Annotated in this window: 14 protein-coding genes and 1 tRNA gene; 5 read left to right on the plus strand and 10 right to left on the minus strand. The window is 62.9% G+C overall.

The annotated features are described in order from the left end of the window. Window positions 1-18 precede the first annotated feature (18 nt). The 3 genes from F2P46_RS19020 to F2P46_RS19030 form a co-directional block, all read right to left on the minus strand. On the minus strand, window positions 19-4,263 hold the full coding sequence (locus F2P46_RS19020) for an RHS repeat-associated core domain-containing protein (RefSeq protein WP_166893033.1): 4,245 nt from the start codon (window positions 4,261-4,263) through the stop codon (window positions 19-21). A gap of 20 nt (window positions 4,264-4,283) precedes the next feature. Next, entirely contained in the window at window positions 4,284-4,799 is a 516-nt protein-coding gene (locus tag F2P46_RS19025; RefSeq protein WP_166893035.1) for a DUF1795 domain-containing protein, read from the minus strand. Window positions 4,800-4,869: 70 nt separating this feature from the next. After that, complete coding sequence (locus F2P46_RS19030) at window positions 4,870-5,706, minus strand: ankyrin repeat domain-containing protein (protein WP_166893037.1); 837 nt, start codon at window positions 5,704-5,706, stop codon at window positions 4,870-4,872. A gap of 251 nt (window positions 5,707-5,957) precedes the next feature. Between F2P46_RS19030 and F2P46_RS19035 the strand changes: the two genes are divergently transcribed. Continuing rightward, window positions 5,958-7,784, plus strand: a complete 1,827-nt coding sequence (locus F2P46_RS19035; protein ID WP_166893039.1) for a hypothetical protein — start codon at window positions 5,958-5,960, stop codon at window positions 7,782-7,784. Window positions 7,785-7,914: 130 nt separating this feature from the next. On the opposite strand, the gene F2P46_RS19040 is transcribed toward F2P46_RS19035, so the two are convergent. Together F2P46_RS19040 and F2P46_RS19045 are read right to left on the minus strand one after the other, a co-directional pair. Next, on the minus strand, window positions 7,915-9,201 hold the full coding sequence (locus F2P46_RS19040; protein WP_166893041.1) for a DUF445 domain-containing protein: 1,287 nt from the start codon (window positions 9,199-9,201) through the stop codon (window positions 7,915-7,917). A 136-nt stretch (window positions 9,202-9,337) separates the two neighbouring features. Further along, window positions 9,338-9,598 (minus strand): hypothetical protein, encoded by a 261-nt coding sequence (locus tag F2P46_RS19045; protein WP_166893043.1) that lies wholly within the window; start codon window positions 9,596-9,598, stop codon window positions 9,338-9,340. 414 nt (window positions 9,599-10,012) lie between these two features. Here F2P46_RS19045 and F2P46_RS19050 point away from each other — a divergent pair, with 414 nt between their 5' ends. Further along, window positions 10,013-11,488: a hypothetical protein gene (locus tag F2P46_RS19050; RefSeq protein ID WP_166893045.1), complete on the plus strand. Its 1,476-nt coding sequence runs from the start codon at window positions 10,013-10,015 to the stop codon at window positions 11,486-11,488. 135 nt (window positions 11,489-11,623) lie between these two features. Here F2P46_RS19050 and F2P46_RS19055 read toward each other — a convergent pair whose 3' ends face one another. Both F2P46_RS19055 and F2P46_RS19060 read right to left on the minus strand, forming a co-directional pair. Next, the gene (locus F2P46_RS19055; protein ID WP_166893047.1) at window positions 11,624-13,192 is read right to left on the minus strand and encodes a glycoside hydrolase; all 1,569 of its coding nucleotides are present in this window, start codon (window positions 13,190-13,192) and stop codon (window positions 11,624-11,626) included. Window positions 13,193-13,355: 163 nt separating this feature from the next. After that, entirely contained in the window at window positions 13,356-14,303 is a 948-nt protein-coding gene (locus F2P46_RS19060) for a prolyl oligopeptidase family serine peptidase (protein WP_208296688.1), read from the minus strand. A 492-nt stretch (window positions 14,304-14,795) separates the two neighbouring features. Between F2P46_RS19060 and F2P46_RS19065 the strand changes: the two genes are divergently transcribed. Further along, on the plus strand, window positions 14,796-15,512 hold the full coding sequence (locus F2P46_RS19065; protein WP_166893049.1) for a 4Fe-4S dicluster domain-containing protein: 717 nt from the start codon (window positions 14,796-14,798) through the stop codon (window positions 15,510-15,512). A gap of 4 nt (window positions 15,513-15,516) precedes the next feature. Further along, on the plus strand, window positions 15,517-18,144 hold the full coding sequence (locus tag F2P46_RS19070) for a molybdopterin-dependent oxidoreductase (RefSeq protein ID WP_166893051.1): 2,628 nt from the start codon (window positions 15,517-15,519) through the stop codon (window positions 18,142-18,144). Window positions 18,145-18,244: 100 nt separating this feature from the next. Here F2P46_RS19070 and F2P46_RS19075 read toward each other — a convergent pair whose 3' ends face one another. From F2P46_RS19075 to ispB, 3 genes are all read right to left on the minus strand, one after another. Next, window positions 18,245-18,814: a PEP-CTERM sorting domain-containing protein gene (locus F2P46_RS19075; protein WP_166893053.1), complete on the minus strand. Its 570-nt coding sequence runs from the start codon at window positions 18,812-18,814 to the stop codon at window positions 18,245-18,247. Window positions 18,815-19,058: 244 nt separating this feature from the next. After that, window positions 19,059-19,135 (minus strand) — tRNA-Pro (locus F2P46_RS19080). A gap of 37 nt (window positions 19,136-19,172) precedes the next feature. Next, the gene (gene ispB / locus F2P46_RS19085) at window positions 19,173-20,162 is read right to left on the minus strand and encodes an octaprenyl diphosphate synthase (RefSeq protein ID WP_166893055.1); all 990 of its coding nucleotides are present in this window, start codon (window positions 20,160-20,162) and stop codon (window positions 19,173-19,175) included. 251 nt (window positions 20,163-20,413) lie between these two features. Here ispB and rplU point away from each other — a divergent pair, with 251 nt between their 5' ends. Further along, window positions 20,414-20,725 (plus strand): 50S ribosomal protein L21, encoded by a 312-nt coding sequence (gene rplU, locus F2P46_RS19090; protein ID WP_054268134.1) that lies wholly within the window; start codon window positions 20,414-20,416, stop codon window positions 20,723-20,725. Window positions 20,726-20,750 lie beyond the last annotated feature (25 nt).

Raw genomic sequence — 20,750 nt, forward strand, 5'->3', positions numbered from 1 at the left:
ACTTCTCCTTGTATCAGTTCAGCCGCAGCCGCCACTGAGTTTGGTTTTTTCAGCCTTGTAGGCATCTTCAAAATACGTCTGGCGCGCTGCCGGACGCGTGGTGTTGGCGTGGTCGAACGAGGCGACCTTGTTGCCGCGTTCCGCATAGGTCGCGGCGTCCGCCAGGTCAGACCCGATCGTGCCCGTCTTGGTACCATGATGCTCGATCCGCGCTTGCTCGATGCCGCGCGCCTCGCCATATGTCACGTTTTCCGCGATCGGTCTCATTTGCGCTTCAGGAGTCAACCGACTCGCTGTCCGGTGCTCGCCGGCGCGCCGGTCCAGGTCGTCGGTAATGCCGACATAGTATGGCTTGGTCGCACCCGGCTCGTACAGGCCGTACACATGGTAGCCCGGCGCCGTCTCGGCAATCCAGCCCAGCGGGTCCATGCGCCCGGTCGGGTTGGGGGCGTACGCATACAGGTTCTCGCCGCCCTCGAGCCCGATCGGGTCCTGGCTGATGAAGCGGCCGATGTCCGGATCGTAGAAGCGGAAAGTATTGTAGTGCAATCCGGTGCCGTGGTCGGCGTACTGTCCCGGCATGCGCAGGGGCTGCTCGATGCGCGCCGCCAGCGCGGCGTCGTCGCCCTTGTCGAGCTTGCCCCAGGCGCTGTATTTGCCGGCCCACGCCAGTTCTCCCGCCTCGTCGGTCACCTCCAGCGGCGTGCCCACCAGGTCGGTGTGGAAGTGATACACGCGCGCCCGCTCGATGACTGCGGCGGCCGCCGCCGCGCCGATGGCTGCATCGAGCGCCGCGTCGATGCGCGCCAGCGGCGTGTAGCGGGCGTCTGGGTTGTACACGTAGCTGCTCACGCCACTGTCGCGCACCTCCTGCACCATGCGCAAGCCTTGCCAGACGAAGCGGCGGGTCTCGCTGCGCGCGCTGCCGCCCGCTTCGATGCGCAGCTCGCGGGTGGCGATGCGGCGCCCGATCGGATCGTAATCGAATTGCATTTCCATGATGCCGCGCAGGTTCTCGGTGCGCACCTTGACCAGGCGGTCCTCGGCGTCGAAGGTGAAGTGCTGGACCTGGTGCGCGCCCTTGCGCTTGGTGAGCAGGTTGCCCCAGGCGTCGTATTCGAGCCGGATATCCTGCCATACCTTGAGCCGGTTGCCCTCGACCGCGCCGCGGCTGGCACGCTTGACGTCGTCGAGCAGATTGCCGGCCGCATCCCACGCGAACTGCTCCTGCTCGTGCGCGCCAGCGCGCGTCTGGCGTTGCAGGTGGCTGGCCGGATCGTACTGGAACTCGATGCCGCCGCGCAGATTGTCGCGCTGTTCGGCCAGGTCGCCCGAGGCGGCATAGCGGTAACTGCGCCACAGGCGTCCCTGGCCCGGCGCCAGCGCCTCGCTCTGGCCCCCGCTCGATTGCCAGGCGCGCCGCCCCAGCTGGTCGTAGCCGATGCGCTGCGTGAGCAGCCCCTGGGTGCGGCCGATTTCGCGATGCAGGTCGTCGCGTTCGAAGTCGCTGATCAGGTGCCCGGCGCTGCGGATCTGGTGTACATGGCCGGCGCCGTAGCTGAGGATGTCGATGCGCTGCCCGTGCGGCAGGTTCAGCGCCGTCAGGTTATCGAGTTCGTCGAGCGTGTAGCCGAGCGCGCCCTGGTCGCCGTGTTCCGTGAGCAGGCGTCCGCCCTTGTCGTAGTCGAAGCGCACCTCGCTGGCGGCCATGCCGAGCGCCGCGCCCTCGTCGCTCGGTACCCGCACGCCGCCCAGCAGGCGGTCGCCATCGTCCCAGGCGAAGCGGGTCGCCGCGGTGGCGGTGACCTGCGCCAGCATGCGCCGCATCTTGTCATGTTCGAACGCCATGGTGCGGCGCGGCCGCTCGCCGCCGGCCGCCACCCCCACGCTGTCGATCGCCAGCAGGTTGCCGGCGGCGTCGTAGCGCATGTGGCGTTCCACGCCATCGGGCCGCACCTCGCGCGCCACGCGGTCGCCCGCCGTGTACTCGAACAGGTAACGGCTGTGGGCGTCGCTCGCCATCTCGACCAGCCGGCCTTGCGCGTCGTAGCGGTAGTGCAGGTGGCGCCCGGCAGGGTCGATGGCGTCGATCACCTGCCCGCGCGCATTGCGCAGCCACTGGCGCGTTTGCACGGTTCCCTTGCGCCACTCGACGATATTGCCGCCGGCATCGTACGCGAACTGCTCGCTGCTGCCGTCGGGCAGCGTGACCCGCACCGCTTCGCCGGTGCGCAGGTGCTCGAAGCGGGTCACGTCGCCGAGCGCGTTGGTGGCCACTTCCAGGCGCCCGTCGGCATCGTAGTCGTAGCGCGTGGTCTTGCCCGAGCAATCGGTGTAGCTGGCCAGCAGGCCGCGCCCGTTCCAGGCCATGCTGCGCCGCCCGCCGCGCGGGTCGATGCTGGCCAGCGGCAGGGGATCGAGGCCGTCGCCATATTCGTAAGCGTGGCGGCGCCCGAGCGGATCGGTGCTGTGCAGCAGGCGGCCCAGGTAGTCGTAAGCGGCGCTCCAGCGGCCCCCGTCCGCCAGCACCAGCTGGCTCACGCGCAGGCTGTTGCCGTCGTAGGCGGTGCGGGTCACGCGTCCCAGCGGGTCGGTTTCGCTGACGATGCGGCCGGCGGCGTCAAATTCGAAAGCGACGGTGCGCTCGCCGGGCAGCTCGATCAGGGTCGGCTGGCCGGCGCCGTTGTAATGCATGCGGTAAGCGCCGCCATCGAGGTCGGTGCATTCGACGATCTGGAAATTGGCGTCGTAGACCCAGTGCGCGGTGCGGCCCTGTTCATCGGTGGCCCAGCTCTGGCGCGCGGCCACGTCGTAGCGGAAGGTGGTGTGTTCGCCTTCGCTGGAACGGCAGGCCAGCACGCGCGCCTGGCCGTCCACCTCGCCCCAGGTGTAGCTGGCCACCAGTCCCAGGGCGTTGGTGTGGCTGGCCATCAGCGGGCCGGCCCAGGTGAAGCGGCGCGCCACGTCGCCGTTCGCGTCAAGGACCGACGCCAGCTGGCCGGCGCCGTCGTAGTCGTAGCGCACCAGTGGCCCCGGGGCACCGCCGTGGGTGCATTCGATCATCGTCAGGCGCGCCGGCAGGGCGCTGTAGTGCAGTTGCAGTTGCTGGCCGCCGCTGGTGCGGATCGTGCTCACCCGGTCGTCGTCACGTTCGTAGCTGATCGACTGCGCGCTGCGGTCCTCCACCCGGCGCACCCAGGCGATTTTTTCCGTCGCCAGGTCGAGGTGGCCGAAATCGAAGTAGGTTTCGTTGAGCGTGTACAGGATGAAGCGGCCGTCGGCGCTGCAGGCCAGGTAGCATTGTTCTTCTTCGCTGAAGGCGGTGTGCCCCGGCTGCACCAGCGGAAAACCGGTTTCGCGTCCTTGTGCGTCGCTGTACCAGATCTTGCCGTCGCGCTGCTGCAGGCGCAGGTCCCAGGGCAGCACCCAGCCGCGTCCCAGACTGCTCTCGTGCGTCAGGTTGCTGGCGTAGAAGCGCGAGCAGACCAGCTTGAGCGGACTTTGCACGATAAAGTCGATCTCGTCCTGCGCCAGCAGCAGCTTGCGGCCGGTCGCCACGTCGACCGGCTTGCCGAACAAGCCGCCCATGACGCGCCCGACCACCGGCGCCACCACATAGCGGCTGACCGCTTCGCCGATCACAAAGCCACCGATGAATTTGGCGGCGCACGGCAGCACCGCCTTCGACAAGCCGCCGGACGCCTTGACCAGTCCTCCCAGGCCGCCCGCCAGCCCGGCCAGCGCGAAGGCCCAGTCGACCGCGGTGCGCAGCCCGGGCGGCACTTCGTCGGCCACTTCCTTGTAACGCACGGTGCCGCCGCCGATAAAGACATTGTTCGAGCCGCCGTCGATCTTGGCGCCGCAGACAATGGCGTCGGTCTTGCGCGCCGCCGGCAGGCCGTTGATGAAGACGTTACCAGAGCCGTCGGCCACCACCGGCGCGGGCGGATGGTTGCTGCAGGCGACCGTGCTGACGGTGGCGTACGCCGCCGCCAGGTTGTTGGTGAACACGTTCATCGAACCGGTGAGGATGGTGCCGGCCGGCGAGGAGAACATCTTGCCGATGCCCTCCCCGAGCGCGAGGATGCCGCTCGCTCCCAGGCCGGCGGCCATCCCGGCCAGCAGGGCCACGCCGAAGCCGCAGGTGAAGGTGGCAAAGGCGACGGCGGCGATCAGTGCGATCCCGATGACTGCGCCGACCAGGAAACCGGTCAGTGCGCTGGTGTGGGCGATCGGGTCGGTAATGCGGGCAGCTTCGAGCATGGCGGGCCTTCCGTTGGGCGTTACGGGGTGCTCAAGCCAGCGCCTCCTGCGGCGCTGGCGGCATCGTCGGCGGGCGGCGCAAAACTATCCAGCCAGCCGCGCCAGAGCGTGTCGAAATCCTGGTCGAACGGGCGCGCGGTGGCGGCCGAGAGGATCAGGGCGCGCCGGGGTCCGATCAAAAACGCGGCCTGGCGCTGGCGGATGGTCTGGGCGCCGTTCTTGTACTGGGCTTCGATCCGTTCGCCGGCCAGGGCCGGGTCGTGCCGGCCAAGGCGTTCGGGCGCGCGCGCGAGCAGCTTGTGGCTGGCCAGGCGCGCCTTGAGCAGGGCGATCTGGCGGTCGACATAGGCGGCCAGGTCTTCGCCCTCGGCCAGCCAGTCGCGCGCGATGCTCAGGTTGGGCTGGTTCTGCAGGTTGGCCGGCGTGAAGATGTTGCTGGTGCGGTCCTCATAGCCGGCGGGCAGGCCGATGCTGCCTTCGTGGATGCCGATCCTGGCGTTGCCGTCCGTGCTGCTCGCTGCTGTGGTGTCGCTCATGCGCTGCTTTCCGTTTTGTGAGGTTCAAAAAGTATTCGGCGATGGGAGGTGGCGTGTGTGCGTGGCGCCGCTATCTGGTCGAGTAGCGCGCCGCCGTGGCGTTGCCGGCGCAACGCGGCGCCCGTTGGCCGATGCAGCGTTCCAGCATGTCGATCATGGCGGGCAGGGCGCGCCGGCGCGCGATGGCCAGCGCGTTCTCGCCGCGCGCGTTGCGCAAGGCCGGATCGGCGCCCTGGTCGATCAGGAAGGCGGCCAGTTCGCGCTTGCCGGCGTCGATGGCCAGCATCAGCGGCGTGCAGGCCTGCGGGCCGGGCGCGTCGAGCGCGGCGCCGAGTTTGAGCATGCTGTCGGCCAGCGCGTCCTGCGCGCCGGGGTCGGCGCTGTGGGCGCTGTTGGCCAGCTGGTGCAAGCCGGTGTTGCCGTAGTCGTCGCGTAGGCGGGTATCGGCCCCGCGTTCGAGCAGGGTGGCGGCAGCGCGCCACTGGCCGGCGGCGAGGGCTGCGTGCAGCGCCGTGCCGCCTTGCGCATCGAGCGGCGCATCGATGACGGCGCCGGCCTGGTGCAGCATGTGCAGGGCGTCGGCGTCGCCGCCGGCGGCCGCGATCATCAGCGGCGTGCGCCCGCGATGGCACGGGTTCGGATTGTCGCCGGCGGCCAGCACTTTTTTCAGCGCGGCGTGACGTTCCTTGCCGAGGGCGGCGAAGATGCGCGGGGCTTGGGCGGCATCGGTGGCGGCACAGCGCTGGCGCGCGGAGGGCTGGTCCGGCAGCGGAGCGGCAGGGCTCATCGGCGCGGCCAGCAGGCAGGCGAGCAGCCACAGCAGGCGCGTGACGGCGCCGGGCGGGCGGCGCGCCATGGTGTGCGGGTGAGGTAAGTGCTTGCCATTGCCCATGCTGGGATGATCCATCAGGTATGCGTGCAATATAAAAAGAGCAAGATGAATTCTATCAAACCATTTCATGCAAGACAATTTGTATTGGAACGCAGCGGTGTGGGTGCCTCCCAGTGTCGATTGCAATGACTATTGTGTTAAGATCAACTTTTTAACGTCATTCGAAGAGTCGATCATGTCCCCACAGCGCATCTTGCTGCCGCTTTCATTGAGCCCGGCCATCTTGTATCGAAGGAGCGAGGCGCATGGGGGCTGACGATAGTTTCTTGCAGCGCTATCTGGACAGCTGCAAAGCCACGGCTGCCGGGTATATCGAGCGTGCGACCCGGTTTAACGTTACCGACCTGGTGGTGCGCGACGCGCGCCCTGTCGTGCGTCAATTCACAATCACGATCCGGCACGAACTGGAGGTCTGTTCCGAGTCGATTGACCATCATGGTGTCCACCACCCGGGCCAGGGCGATTTTGGCACGGCCGATTGGAAGTGGTACCAGGAGGAAGCCGCAGTGCAGGGGCGCGCGGAATTGACGCGTCCCGAGACCATGGATAGCCTGGTGCATTCGGTCAGGAACCAGGCCTATGCGGCAATTTCCGCCAGAACCCGCCTTCGCACCCACCCGCGGCGCCTGTTCCATACGTATACCTGCAATGGATGCAATGGCCGGGGCAGGGTATGCTGCGACCGCTGCTCCGGCTCGGGCCAGGTCCGGTGCGGGGGCTGCTCGGGTTCCGGGCGCGTCAGCTGCTCGAGCTGCGGCGGTTCCGGCACTGTTGTCCAGCATCGAACCGTGACCGACTACAACGGCCATAGCCGCTCCGAAACGCAGCATCGCTCGTGCGGTTCCTGTTCGGGAGGCCGGGTCACCTGCTTTCACTGCGGCGGGTCCGGGCAAAACCAGTGCGGCAACTGCGGTGGGTCGGGCGAAGTCACCTGCACCGGCTGTTCCGGGCATGGCTACCTGACCAAAGTAACCTCGACAGTGACTTATACCAATCCGGGTTTCTCGGGCCGCTATCCCGAAGGCACGCCCGAGCATGTGCATGCGGCCCTGTGCAAAGTCGGATTTGCCAGCCTGGCCAGTCACGGCGATATCGCCCTTGAACACGTGGATGTGTTCCGCGAAAAGGCGGCGGTGGAGTTTGTGTATCAATGCACCATGCCATTTTGCGAGCTGTCGATCGAGGTGCGCGGCGTCACATCGCATTGGGTGATGTTCGGCACCGATCCACAGATATTCGACGCCGGCGGGGTGTTGGAAGCATTGCTGGAAAGCGACTTTAAAGCCCTCGCGGCCGTGAGCGCCGGTCGCTCGCGCTGGTCGCCGTGGTTTTATCGTTCAGCCGGCAAAGCGATCGCGCCATTCATGGAGTCGGAAGTGAACCAGATGGTGATCGACGCGACGTCGGAAGGGCTCGCTCCCAACGCGGTTGTGGAACGCGTGAGCCGCTCGGTTTCCGAAGCCTATGTCCAGCAGACCTTGGAAAACCTCAAGACAACGATTTCAGTCGCGCTGAACTGGTCGCGTTTCCGTTCCCTCATTGCGTTGATCCTCTTGTCGATACCGTTTTCGTTTGCGGCCATTGCCTACATTGAGCGCGGCAAGCGCATCGACCTTTTGTCGGCCGATACGCAGCGCTTGATTTACCCGCCGGGCAACTCCGGGATTTTGTGGGAAATGGGGCTGATGACGATTCCGTTCACCGTGCTCGGATGGTTCCTTGCGAAGTGGCTCAGTACGCGCTGGTTGAAAAAGGCCGGCGGCGAAAGGACCGTCTTGTGGGCGCAGCGCCAGGGACTGTTGATGGGGAAGTGGACTGCGTTGATGATCATCGTGACTGCGGTCGGCACCACCGGCGCGTTCTTCAAGCGCTGGCCGATGTGGATTGATCATGATGGCAAGGGCTATGGATTGATTCCCTTGTATAAACCGAGGATCCCGCTCGAAGCGCAGGAAGCGGCGATGGAAATGGAAAAAATGCGGCGCGAGGGACGCAAGTTCGAATCGGTGGTCGAGATCGAAAAGAAACGGCGCGAGCGTGCCAAGTTAAAGCCGGCAAAAAAACCACCGGTCGAGAACGCCGAAAAACCGTAGCGCGCGTGTTCGGGGCGATGCATCGATCACCGGCGCTTCCAGCCAGGTGCGATGGGTTTCCTCAAGATCGAACTCTTTATCGTCGTTTTCGGCGATAAAGAATGGTCCTTCCGTGGTCGCGGGGATGCGCTTACACCGCGCCCGCGACGGCGTGGATCAGCAGTCCCACCAGCCCGCCTACCAGCGTTCCGTTAATCCGGATGAATTGCAGGTCGCGCCCGATGGCCAGCTCGATGCGCGTGCTCATTTCCTCTTTCGACCACTTGGCCAGTTGCTGCTCGATGAACTTGCCCACGTCGCCGCGATAGCGTTGCACCAGGGCCGCGCTGCCCGTCTCGATCGCGCTGTTGAGCCAGCTGCGCACGGCCGGGTCGGCGCCCAGCACGCGCCCGCATTCCTGCACGATTTGACGCATCGTTGTGGCGATCACGGGATCGGCGCCCTGCAGATCGGCTTTCACCCGCTGCCGCAGCGTATCCCAGATTCCGCCCAGCATGGCCTGCAGTTCCGCGCTGCGCAGGGCATCGGCCTGGTAACGCGCCACCGATTCCTTCCACTCGGGATCGGCCTTGAGCCGCAGGGCGCTGTCGGCCAGCCAGCTATCGATCCGGCCGCGCAGCGGATGCTCGCGATTCATGCGCACGTCGATGGCCTGTTCGCGCAGCGAGCCGATGACTTTGGGTGCATAACCGATCACCATCGACTTGACCATCGCGTTCTCGATCGCGAAGCAACGCAGCATGAATTCGCCGACGGTTTCGTGGTTGGCGTCGTCGCCCAGCCAGGTGATCAGCTTTTCCAGCAGCGGATCGAGCAGGGCCTGTGGCGCGCCTTTGCCGATCATGGTGTCGAGAAAGCCGCCGGCCATGCCCGACAGATCGAGCTTGCCCAGCTCGGCGCTGGCGAGGTCGCCGATACGGGTGCGCATCTTCTCGTCGTCCACCTTGTCGAGCACTTGCGCCAGCACGCCGGCCAGCGCCTGGCTCACTTGCCCGGCATTGAGCGGGTCGCACAGCCATGCGCCCGCGCGGCCGGCCAGGTCGGCTTGCCGGATGCGTTCGGCCACGCCTTCCTCGGTCACGAAGTGGTTTTCCACGAAGCTGCCCAGGTTGGCGCCGATGCTCGCTTTGCTGTTGGGGATGATTGCGGTATGCCACAGCGGAATGCCGAGCGGATGGCGGAACAGGGCGACGACGGCAAACCAGTCGGCGATCGCGCCGATCATCGCGGCTTCGGCGAATGCTTCCAGGTAAGCCCAGGCTGGATGTTGCCCGTGCTGCGAGCGGGCGATGGCAAACAGCACGGCGGCGGCCAGCAGCAGGCCGAGCGCCACGCGCTGCATGGTGCGCAGGCGGCTGCGCTTGTAGGTATCTTCGGCGGCGTCGAGCTGGCCGACAATATTGGAATCGTGTGTCATGGGTTGAATCGTCGTTGCTTGCTGTGTTAAGGCCGCCACGATGGATTATCGTGGGCATGGCCGGGAAGGTGAGGCTATGGGGGCAGGCGCCAGGATGTGCCGCACCGGGCAGGCGAGCGGCGCGGCGCCTGGCCAGTCACGCGCGGGCCGGGTCGGCGTCGTAAGCGCCGGCGCTGAGCGCCAGTGCGCAGGGGCCGAACAGGTTCTTTTCCGACGACTCCCCGTCGTTGAGCATATTGAAAACCGTTTCGCCGGCGCGCAGCGGATGGGGGCCGGCGGCCTCGGCGAGCACGAAAGCACGCCACCAGCCCTGGTGGAAACGGATGCGGTGCTTGCGTCGGGATTCGGCGGGCAGCTTGCCGATTTGTTCGCTCAGACTGCGATGTTGTTCCTGCATCAATGCATCCTGTCGTGGTAAGGCCGGGCCTTGCGTGCGCCGGCGGAGAGGTAAAAAGTGGGTCGGGTGCGGCATTGCCGACAAAACTGAATGGCACATTGCGCCAGTCATCCATCTTAGCAAGATACATTGCCAAAAAAAAATAACGACAAACGCTTTCTATCTTTCCAATTAGGCAATAGACTTGCTAAGTGAATTTTGAACGGAACGCGGTTGGGGGTGCTCCGGCCGGCCACACTGCGCGAGGAGATTGCCGGGTTGGCGCGCAAGATGGGAGCAGTACACCAGACAGCCGCGTGGCGGGGCGAGCCGATGCCGGCATCGCCGGGACCTGCCACTTTCAGCGCTAAGACCGGAAATGTTGCTGACTCATGAGCCCGATGCTGTCTTCCGAAATCTACTCAACGTGATTCTATGTCAAAACCAAAAAAGACTGCGTCCAAGCCTAAAAAGGCGCTGCTGCTGCCGCCGCCGCCACCACCGCCGCCCCAAGGCAATCCCTTTACTTACTACGTCCCCAAGTCAGCGACATCGTTAACTGTTGCGACCAAACCGACCGGTAGCGCTGCTTACAAAAAGCCGTTGGGGTTCATCCATGCTAACTTCAAAACGACGTCGGTTGCGCCATTTGGGGCGAAGACGACGCTTGCCGGTCACCCCGTGATCAACAAGCAGGATGTAAAGCGCGCCGCGCTTGAAGGCGGGTATGGACCTCAAAGTATGTGGACCTCGCGTCTGGCGATGAGTGCTGCTGAAGCTGCGGAACTTCAACGATTTCTTTTCTCTCGACTCGAATCAGTTATCTGCTGCGTTCAAAAAGATATCAACGACGCATGGACGATACTTCCCTTCTTGCGACATGTCGAAGCTTCGGATAAAAACCTGTTGTCTTTCACTCTCGGAGGAATCGGGACTTTCTTGACGGCTCAAAACTGGCTTGCAGCCGGAGGCCAACAACTGGAATTCTGCCTCCACAAAAGCATTTACACCAAAGCGCTCATCAAATTCGATTCAGCGAAAAACAAGTCGCCGGACTATTTAATCCAGTCGAAAAAGAAACATTGGCATGTCTTCGAAAGCAAGGGAGGGCGCAGCGATGACCGGGGTCAGCGGATTCTCGAAGGGTTAGAGCAACTTGATTACCAATTTTCGGTCGGATGGAAACATTCTCGCCCAAAGCCGGCAACGACCTCGGTGTGTGTACACACGAGTGTGGATGCTAATAGACGGCTTGAAATCATGGCGGTTGACCCACCAGAAAATGATGTCATTGAAAAAGACAGGCCACGGCAGTCGTTCGCGCTGATTGAAGGCGTATGCAAGCTTTTGCTCATCCTGAAGACGATTGACCAGTTTCGTGCTTTAACCGGGATTGCGGATACGTTCGCCGAGTCTGACCAGGAGTGGACTTTTGAAAAAACAAATCGTTTCGGCGAGCTTGTAGTCGGTATGCCTACAAGGTATTTGAGATATGAATATGGTGTTCGCGCGCGCGTCGCCATCTATCTTGCTGCCGATGAAGCAGCCTCCGACTACCATTCCAAAGGAAATCGTCAAAGCTTCTGGAGACTGCTTCGGGAAAAGATGGAATCGCTGGACCGTGCTCTCCCACCGCATCTGCAAAACGATAACGCCGAAAGGGAGATGGGTTCCTCTTTCATTGTTAACGACATCTTCCGGATTTTTTTCGACGAAGGGAACCGTAGCTTCAGAGAACGGTGTGCTTCACGCCTGCAAATGACTGAATATTGGCGACCGTTGTGGGTCACGGAGGTTGATAAAAGGACGGTTTTGACTGCCGAGCACACTGGGGTCTTCACGAGCGGAGGAATGTATATCCGTCACGACGGAAATCCGACCCCCGCTCCCGGCGACGATGAGTCTGTTTGATCTGACGTGCAACGACGCAGGAGCGCTGCTCTCGGCGTCGTTCATCGCAGCGGCGTCTTCCGGAACGCCGCAGGTTGCGCCCATCGGCATGCCTGAATGTGAATTTGCTAACAGTACAGTCAATCTGTTGTGGGTCTATTTCCTGGCGCGTAGTTCAAGCAGGTAGACATCGTTTTCGCGCAGCGGCAGGGTAAGGGCAAGGCGGCCGTCGGCGCCCACCCGCACCATTCTTTGCTCGTCCGGCTTGCCGCTCGCGAGCGATTTCAGGGCGGCGACCTGGTTTTTCGCCAACTGCTTGGGCGACCCCATGCCGATGTAGGCGGTAAAGGCGTCGTTGCGCCGGTAGCCGACCGTGGAGATATCCACCGTGTAGCTGCCGCGTGCCAGGCCGCGCAGGCGGATATCGACCTTGCCTTTGTCCTTCGGCGGCAGGTCCTTGATGAAGTACTGCTGGTTATTCACCGCCTCGGGCAGGGTGCGCGTGTAATCCCACAGCAGCAGCTGGACGCTGCCCTGCCGGTCGGTGCTGGCGAACGACTGGCTGTCGCTGTTTTTCAGTGCGGCTGGCGCCAGCTGGTTGAGGAACTGATAGGCGAAATAGGCCGGCTTTTTGATTCCCTGGGTATTCATCAGGCCAAAGCCGCCGTGAAATGCCTCCATGCGCGGCCCCGCTTCTTCGAAAATATCGGTAAACACCCAATACGACATCGACTGGGCCGTGGCGCCGACCTGCTTGAGCTTTTGCAGGATATAGGCGGCCTGCTGATAACTGTCGTGGCTCGGGTCGGCCGGCGTGTACGAGGAACTCCATTCGGTGTAGTGCAGCTCCAGGCCGGGCATGGCTGATGCCGCGATTTGCTTGCGGCTGCCGATCACATCGCCGCTGATCGCAGCGTCGTCCTTGCTCAACACCGTGCCCGTGCTGCCATATTCGTCCAGGAAGCCTTGGTCGACACCGTAGGTATGGGTGCTGACGAAATCGAGCGGTACGCCATGGCGGGTGCAGTAAGCGATCATTTCCGGTATCCACGCCGCGCCGGCCGTAGCGGGACCGCCCACCTTGTAATTGGCGTTGACGCTCTTGAGCGCGCGCGCGGCATGGCGGTACAGCTTGAAATAATCTTCCTGCGACCCTGCCCAGAAGCCGTCCAGGTTCGGCTCGTTCCAGACTTCGAAATACCAGCTTGCCACCTCATCGGCCCCATAACGTTCGGTAAAGTGCCCGGCCAGGGCCTTGATCAGGCGCTCCCATGCCGCATAGTCTTTGGGCGGGGTGACGTTACCGCGCCACCAGAAGATGGTTTTATCGCCGCTGGCCATGTGCGACGGCATGAAGCCCAGTTCCACGAACGGTTTGACGCCGATGCTCAGCAGATAATCGTACAGGGCGTCGATATATTGAAAGTTGTATTGTTCCTTGCCCTGCGCGTCGACCCGGTACACGGCCATGTCGTCGGACAGCAGTCCGTGCATGCGGATGTATCTGAAACCGGCGTCGCGTTTGATCTGTGCGAGCTGCTGCTGCCAGTCGGCGCGCAGACCTTCGTTGGCGCGCCCGGCGCCGATGGACATATTGAATGCCGGTGCCAGAGTGCCATCGACCGCGTTGGCATCGAGTTCGATCACGCGGGTTTGCGCGCGCCCCGCCAGGGGCAGCACCAACATGGCGATGAGCAGAAAGAGGCCGGTTTTCCGAGTAATCATGGTCGCGCTCCGAGGCAGGCAGTCGTTAGCAATCTGCCATTCTGCGAGCAAGCCGGTGGCGCGGCAATGCCGAAAAGAGCGTTGTCGCGTTATGAAATTCGCCAGCGCCGCTCACGGGATGGAACCAACGTCCGGCCCGGCAGCGGCGTACGCAGCAGGACGCTCAGGGCGTCATTTCCGGCGCCGACAGCGTGATGTTGGTGAGCGCACCGCTGTCGTGCAGGATTTTCTGCGCAATCACGCGGTTCGCAGGCGCCAGCACGCTGAAGTGATTCGCGCCCTTGACCGGAACGAAACGGATGTGCGGGTTGCTCGTCGCGCTGCGCATGGCGAGCAGCGAATCGATGTTGCCGGTCGCGCCTTCGATGACAAACACAGGCGAGCGCACCGATGCCAGCCAGCGCGCTGGCGAGCGCAGCAAGGCTTCGCGCGGATCGGCGGGATTGAAGCTGGTAAAGCGGCCACCGTAGCTACCGATCTCTCCGACCGGGCCGAAAGCGAAGACAGCGCGAAAGCGCGGTGAGATCTCGGCGGTGAGCAGCGCCAGGGTGCCGCCGGTACTGTGCCCGCCCAGGTAAATCCGGTCCGGGTCGACGTAGGGTTGTTTGGCCAGGTAGGCCGCGGCGGCGAGCACGTCGTCGACTTCACCGAGAAAACCTTCGGGCTCGCCGGGATTATTGTTGCCGCCGCGTAGAGACGGAAACATCATCACGATACCGGCCTTGCGGAAAGCGCTCGCGCTCTGGTCGTTGTCGGCCGGACTCGGCGACCAGACATCGCCAATGCTGCTGGAATCGCCGCCGGTCATCCAGACGATGGCCGGATGCTTTTTCCCATCTTTTGGATCGGGTGTCAGGTAAGCGCCGAGTTTGCCCGGGGCGGCATCGTAACGCACGAGCTTGAAGATATCGGCGGGCGGCGCGGGGATGGGTTCTTGCGCGCGTGGCTTGCGGATCGTTGTGGTGCGAAAACCTTTACGGGCGTCGGCCAGCATGGATGTGTCGGCGGCGTTGGCCGCGCGCGCGGATGGGGTCTGCGCGAGCGCGTGCGAGTGGGCGCCAACAGCGGTCGACACCAGCAGCAACAGTGCGGGTAAGCGGGGGAAATTCATGGTCCATCCTTTCGTTGCGACGCAATGGCGTCGGCAGGTAAAGCGGGCAAGCGTGCCATGGAGTATCGGGCAGGCTCGGGAGCGTTGTGCGGCGGCAGAGGCGAAGACGCGTGTTTTCTGCGGCGCAGCAACACTTGCAATATAGAAAAACTTTAATGGTCTGGCAAGGGTTTTGTGCGGAGGGGGCCGATACGCGCATTGACCAGCGCACAAGCACCGATCTCACCACATCGGTTAGGGAGCGGGACCTGGGGCGCAGCATTGGAGGGCACCTGTCGCGGGCGCCCGGGCCGGGGCCGCGCTTATTTCCCGCTCAGTGGGTCGAACCAGAGTTTGGCGCGCGACAGCGGCGTGCGCGGCGTCCGGCGTGGATTGTCTCGCCAGCGAAGCCGGGCTGGTTCCCGACGGCCCTGGCATCCTGCTTCGGTCGCTTCGAGTGCGTTGCCTGTGCGATGTTGTGTTTAAATGAAATCCTTTTTGATTGGAGCGAGGATGACCGCACATACCGCAATGGCCCCCAAATGGGGCATGGCGCTGGACCTGGAACGCTGCATCGGATGTCATGCCTGCTCGGTGGCGTGCAAAGTCGAAAACTCGGTCCCGCTCGGAAACTTCCGCACCAAGGTGTATTACTACGACTTTGCCGCCATCAATCCCTTCAACAAGAAGGAAACCATGAAGCGTGCCTTTTTGCCGACACTGTGCATGCAGTGCGAGGACGCGCCCTGCCTGAGCGCCTGCGAACAGGACGCGATCACCCGCGACGCCGACGGCATTGTGCGCATCAACGACGACAAGTGCGACGGCGACCGCGCCTGCATCAAAGCCTGCCCTTACGGCGCGATCCACCAGGACCCGGTCACCAAGCTGGCCGACAAATGCGACTTCTGCTCGCACCGGCTGGAAGCGGACCTGCTGCCGGCCTGCGTTGAAGTGTGCCCGGCCGATGTATTCGCCTTCGGCGACCTGAACGACCCGGCCAGCCGCATCAACGCGTTCAAGCAACGGCACGGCAAGGACCTGTCGGTGCTCAAGCCCGAAGAGAAGACCAGGCCCGCTGTCAAATACCGCGGCATCGGCACGGCCGTTCCGCGCGCGATGGAAAAGAAAATCCCCAAGGGCCACAACCACGATCCTTTCTCCTATGAGATCGATACCTGGAGCCAGTTGCAATCGACGTTTGCCCGCTCCACCGTGAAGAAAGGCTGAGAACATGGACCGCAGATCATTCATCAGGAACGGCATCGGATCGATGGCCACGCTCGGCGTTGGCGAGCTTATTCTCCTCAATCCGTCTACCGCGCAGGCGATGTCGTACCGGCCGCTGGCCAACGGCCAACAGCGCAAGATCAAGAACAACTACAAGACGGCCACGCGCATCACCAGCGTATGCCTGAACTGCTCCACCGTGTGCGGCATTGAAGGCTTTGTGCAGGATAACAAGGTGATCAAGATCCGTGGCAATCCGCTCGACCCGAACATGGGCAGCCACATGACGTGCGCCAAGGGCCAGTCCGGCCCCACCGTCAACGATTATCCGGAGCGCTTGCTGTATCCCCTCAAGCGCGCCGGCGAGCGTGGTTCGGGCCTGTGGCGGCGCATCACCTGGGAAGAAGCGTACGAAGAGATCGCCCGCCGCATTCGCGCCAGCGTCGATGCCGGCCACCCGGAACGCGTGTGCATCCACCAGGGCCGCTCGCGCATCGAGGCCGAGATCGGCCGCTTCCTCGACGCCATCGGCACGCCGGTCTTGCTCAATCACCGCGCGATCTGTTCGTCGAACAAGCGCGCGGCCAATTATGTGTCGCTCGGCGAAACGGACTGGGAATCGATCGATGCCGAGCGCTGCACCTACTTCCTGAACTTCGGCGCCAATTTCTATGAGGCGCACCAGGGCGGGCTGCATCTGGTGTCGCGCGTGGTCAAGGCACGCTACGACCATGGGGCCAAGCTGGTCACGTTCGATGTGAGGCTGTCCAACACTGCCGGGCGCAGCGACGAATGGCATCAGCCGTTTCCCGGCACGGAAGGCGCGATTGCCCTGGCGATGGCGCACGTGATCGTGCGCGAGAACGAAGTCGATCGGGATTTTCTGGACAAATTCGTGCAGCCGGGACTCGACACCATCCGCACCTGGCTGGCGCCATGTACGCCAGCGTGGGCGGCGAAGCTGTCGGGCGTGGCGGCGGCCGACATCACCCGGCTGGCGCTGGAATTCGCGCGCAAGCGGCCGGCGGTGGCTGCCTTTACCAATCGTGGCACCGGCGCGCACTACAACGGTTTCAATGCCGAGCGCGCGGTCGTCATGCTCAATGCCCTGGTGGGGTCGGTGGCCAGGGAAGGCGGCTATTGCTACGGCCTCGATGAAAAGCTCTCGCCGGCGCGCTACCCGGCGCCCGAGCCAAGGCCGCCCAAGCCGACCATCAGGACCGACCTGGAAGACCCGCCGGAGTGGCCGCTGGCCAACCGCTGGCAAAAGATGAAGGTCGGCCAGGTCGTGTTCGACTATTTGCGCCAGGGTCGCGCGAAGCTGGACGTCTACCTCAGCTATACGATCGCCGCGCCGATGACCTGGCCGGAAGGCCGAAGCACGACCGTCGAGGTACTCAAGGATGAAAAGCTGATTCCCTTCCACGCCTGTTCGGACGTGGTGTATTCCGAAATGGCGCATTACGCCGACATGATTTTGCCCGATGCCACCTACCTGGAACGCTGGGGCATGGACATCCGCAACAATATGGAGCTGCAGCATTTTGTGACGCTGCGCCAGCCGATGGTGACCCCGCCCGGAAGCGCGACCAGCTTTGCCGACGTGCTGTTCGAAATCGGCAAGCGGCTCGGTCCCGGGCAGGCGAAGTACTTCAAGTTCGGCAAGCACGAAGACTTTGTGCGGCACCAGTGTTCGAAGCTGCCGACCAAAGGCGCGGACGGCAAGATATTCAAGGATGGCTTCGAGTATATGAAGCACTACGGCGTGTACGTCGATAGCGCGGCGCCCAAACCGTACGAGGTGTACCGCAAGCCGCTTGCCGCGGCGCTGGTGCAAGGCAGTCGCGTGGACGAGCAGACACGCGTGATCTACAAGGCCGATGACAAGGGCAAGGAAAAAGCGGTCGGGCTGATGGTGGACGAGGTGCCGGTGCGCGGCTTTACGACGCCGTCGCGCAAGTTCGAGATCTATGCGCCCGAAGTGGCAAAGGTGGCCAGCACGATCGGCATGCGTGATGACGGGCTGCCGACGTTCCATCAGGTCCCGTCGCACGTGGACCTGGCGGCCGATCGCTTGATCCTGACCACGTTCAAATGGAACGTGCACACGCAGGGCAGGACCGCATCGCAGAAGTACCTGGCCGAAATCGTGCATGACAATCCGATGTGGATTCATGCGGCGACCGCGAAAAAACTGGGCATCAAGACTGGCGACACGGTGGAGCTGACCACGTACCGGCCGCTCAGCGGCGCGGCGGGGGACAAGGCGTACCGGGGCACGGGCGAGGTGGTCGGCTTGGCGCGGGTGAAGGCGTTCGTCACCAGGGGCATTCATCCACGCGTGGTGGCGGTGTCCAATTCGCTGGGCTGGATCACCGGTGGGCGTTCTTGCGAGGGCGAGCGCGGACGGCGCGTGGAGGCGGCGGCCAAGGGGCTCGCGCCCGATGCGGCGCAAGCGTTCGGGCCGGCGCCGGCGGTCGACGACCTGGAGTTCGGCTTATGGTGGGACGAGAAGAATGGCGGACGTGGGAGCGGGGTGAATATCAATGCGATCCTGCCGATCAATCCGCAGCCGCTGGTGGGGATGCAGGCGTGGTTCGATACGGTTTGTTCGATCCGGAAGGTGCTCTGACGGCGCGAAACAATACCACATAGCGCAGTGCCAGTCCGACAGGCTGCTAGTTGCTGCCCATGCGCGACGCGTGTCGGCGCACGGGCAGCTTGCCAGGATCTTATTGTGTGGCGATGGACTGCTTTTGCTTGCGGCGCGCGGCGAGCAAGACCGCCAGCCCGGCACCGAACATCAGGTAGCTTGCTGGTTCAGGAACTGGCGACGTGGTCCAGGTGCCCTGGTCGCCGATCAGCACCGCACCTTTGACCCCCGGCGCCCATACCGTCGCCTGATCTATTGCTTCATTCGGGGCGTAACGGACGTGGTTCGCGGACAGTGACATGATCTCTCCCAGGTCATTCGACATGGAGAAATGCCATGCTTTCACGATGCCGTTTTCAATTTGGAAGTAATACCGGTTCAAGTAATTGGACGCGCTTGAACTGAGCTCGAGTGCGCCAGCACTACCGCTCCAGGTAATTTGATTGGTCTGCGAGCCCCGAAAGCCGTCCAACGACCCGGAATAATCGTCGGCCACATTGAACGTGAAGCTCGCCAGCACCCGGCTGTTGGTCGGGTTGATGCCATCGAAGGCAAATTCGTTGCCAGTATAGTTGTAGGTGGCCGCTTGGGCGGACAACGCACTCGCTGCAGTCAACAGCAGGGTAGCGCTAAGGCGAAGCAAGTTCATTGAGATCTTTGGAGGTATTGACGAAGTAGCATCATATAAGAAATTTATCCAAATGGAAACTTTAATGTCTCGTTTGAATGCAATCTTGTTGTTGCCCTGTTCGTGCGCAGGTGGGCGGCGTGATCTTGCGACGCGCCCGGGAGCGCGAAAAGCGATGACGTACCAGCCATGCCGACGCACAGGGCGGAAATGAAAAAGCCCCACTGTCTGGGGCTTTTCTGGTGGTGATTCTCAAGACAAACTTTGGTCGGGGTGAGAGGATTCGAACCTCCGGCCTCTGCGTCCCGAACGCAGCGCTCTACCAGGCTGAGCCACACCCCGACGGGTGGTCGATCTCACACCTGATAAATTAATAGCGTCAGTGGTTCCTGTCAACTGCGAAGGTACACAGTTGCAGCAGGCTTTGCTTGTACAAACTCTCCGGCAAGCTTGCAATGGCGCTTGCGGCCCGCTTGGCCGCAATGTCCGCCTCGCGCCGCGTGAAGTCGAGCGCGCCGCTGCTGGTCACCGCCGCCAGGATCGCGTCGAAATGCTGCTCGTCGCCCTGTTCGATGCAATTGCGCACCAGTTCGCGCTGCTCCGGCGTGCCGTTTTCCATCAGCCAGATCAGCGGCAGGGTGGGCTTGCCTTCGCGCAGGTCGTCGCCGACGTTCTTGCCGATTTCGCTGGCGTCGCCCGCGTAGTCGAGCACGTCGTCGATCAACTGGAAGGCCGTGCCCAGCGAGCGGCCATATTCGCCGGCCGCGCTGATCTGGTCATCGTTGGCGCCGGAAATGAGCGCGCCCAGTTCCGCCGCCGCCTCGAACAGCTTGGCTGTCTTGGAGCGGATGACTTTCAGATAGCTTTCCTGCGTCACATCCGGATCGTGCATATTAAGCAGTTGCAGCACTTCGCCTTCGGCGATCACATTGGTCGCGTCCGACAAGATCTGCATCACGCGCATATTGTTCAGGCCAACCATCATCTGGAACGAGCGCGAGTACAAGAAGTCGCCCACCAGCACCGAAGCGGCATTGCCGAACAGCGCGTTGGCGGTCTGGCGCCCGCGCCGCATCGACGATTCGTCGACCACGTCGTCGTGCAGCAGGGTGGCGGTGTGGATGAATTCGACCACGGCGGCCAGCTCATGGTGGGCCGTGCCCTGGTAACCATAGGCCTTAGCCACCAGCAACACCAGCACGGGCCGGATGCGCTTGCCCCCGGCGCTGATGATGTATTCGGCGATCTGGTTGACCAGGCTGACCTCGGAATGCAGGCGCGCGCGGATCACCGTGTTGACTGCCTCCATGTCCGGAGCGATCGATTGGGCGATGGAATTTTGTTGTGCGTGTAAGATGGCGGCGGACAAGGCGAACCTGCAATGGACATTAGGTGCGGCGATTATACGACAAGCCGCCTGTTTCCGCCCCATGCTCTACGGTTAAGCCCGCCAGCCGGCAGCGCCCGGCGCGTGTGCGCGCCGCACCGTGTCGTTGCCGACATACCACGAACATGTGGCCCTGTGCATGTCTTTTGACGAAAAAAACCAATCCATGTATAATCTGCGGTTCCCCCGGCTCCGGCCAGGGAATTTTTTAACATTTGATGAGGTTTCCTATCATGTACGCGGTCATAAAAACCGGTGGCAAACAATACAAAGTTGTCGCTGGCGAAAAACTTAAAGTAGAACAGATACCGGCAGACATTGGTTCCGAACTCACCATCGATCAAGTTCTCGCAGTAGGCGCGGGCGACACCATCAAGTTTGGTGCGCCATTGGTCGAAGGTGCAACGGTACTGGTAACTGTTGTGGCACACGGTCGTCACGATAAAGTGAAGATTTTCAAGATGCGTCGTCGTAAGCACTACCAAAAGCATCAGGGCCATCGCCAGAATTTCACCGAAATTCAAATCGTTTCGATCAACGGTTAATTCCGTGTGCCAGGCTCGCAAGAGC

Origin of the sequence: Massilia sp. CCM 8734, from assembly GCF_011682155.1 — a bacterium.
In the GTDB taxonomy this organism is placed as follows: domain Bacteria; phylum Pseudomonadota; class Gammaproteobacteria; order Burkholderiales; family Burkholderiaceae_D; genus Telluria_A; species Telluria_A rubra.

Coding starts and splice junctions, on each gene's coding strand:
- F2P46_RS19020 (WP_166893033.1), bottom strand. CDS start 4,263: ATGCTCGAAGCTGCCCGCATTACCGACCCGATCGCCCACACCAGCGCA.
- F2P46_RS19025 (WP_166893035.1), bottom strand. CDS start 4,799: ATGAGCGACACCACAGCAGCGAGCAGCACGGACGGCAACGCCAGGATC.
- F2P46_RS19030 (WP_166893037.1), bottom strand. CDS start 5,706: ATGGATCATCCCAGCATGGGCAATGGCAAGCACTTACCTCACCCGCAC.
- F2P46_RS19040 (WP_166893041.1), bottom strand. CDS start 9,201: ATGACACACGATTCCAATATTGTCGGCCAGCTCGACGCCGCCGAAGAT.
- F2P46_RS19045 (WP_166893043.1), bottom strand. CDS start 9,598: ATGCAGGAACAACATCGCAGTCTGAGCGAACAAATCGGCAAGCTGCCC.
- F2P46_RS19050 (WP_166893045.1), top strand. CDS start 10,013: ATGTCAAAACCAAAAAAGACTGCGTCCAAGCCTAAAAAGGCGCTGCTG.
- F2P46_RS19055 (WP_166893047.1), bottom strand. CDS start 13,192: ATGATTACTCGGAAAACCGGCCTCTTTCTGCTCATCGCCATGTTGGTG.
- F2P46_RS19060 (WP_208296688.1), bottom strand. CDS start 14,303: ATGAATTTCCCCCGCTTACCCGCACTGTTGCTGCTGGTGTCGACCGCT.
- F2P46_RS19065 (WP_166893049.1), top strand. CDS start 14,796: ATGACCGCACATACCGCAATGGCCCCCAAATGGGGCATGGCGCTGGAC.
- F2P46_RS19070 (WP_166893051.1), top strand. CDS start 15,517: ATGGACCGCAGATCATTCATCAGGAACGGCATCGGATCGATGGCCACG.
- F2P46_RS19075 (WP_166893053.1), bottom strand. CDS start 18,814: ATGAACTTGCTTCGCCTTAGCGCTACCCTGCTGTTGACTGCAGCGAGT.
- rplU (WP_054268134.1), top strand. CDS start 20,414: ATGTACGCGGTCATAAAAACCGGTGGCAAACAATACAAAGTTGTCGCT.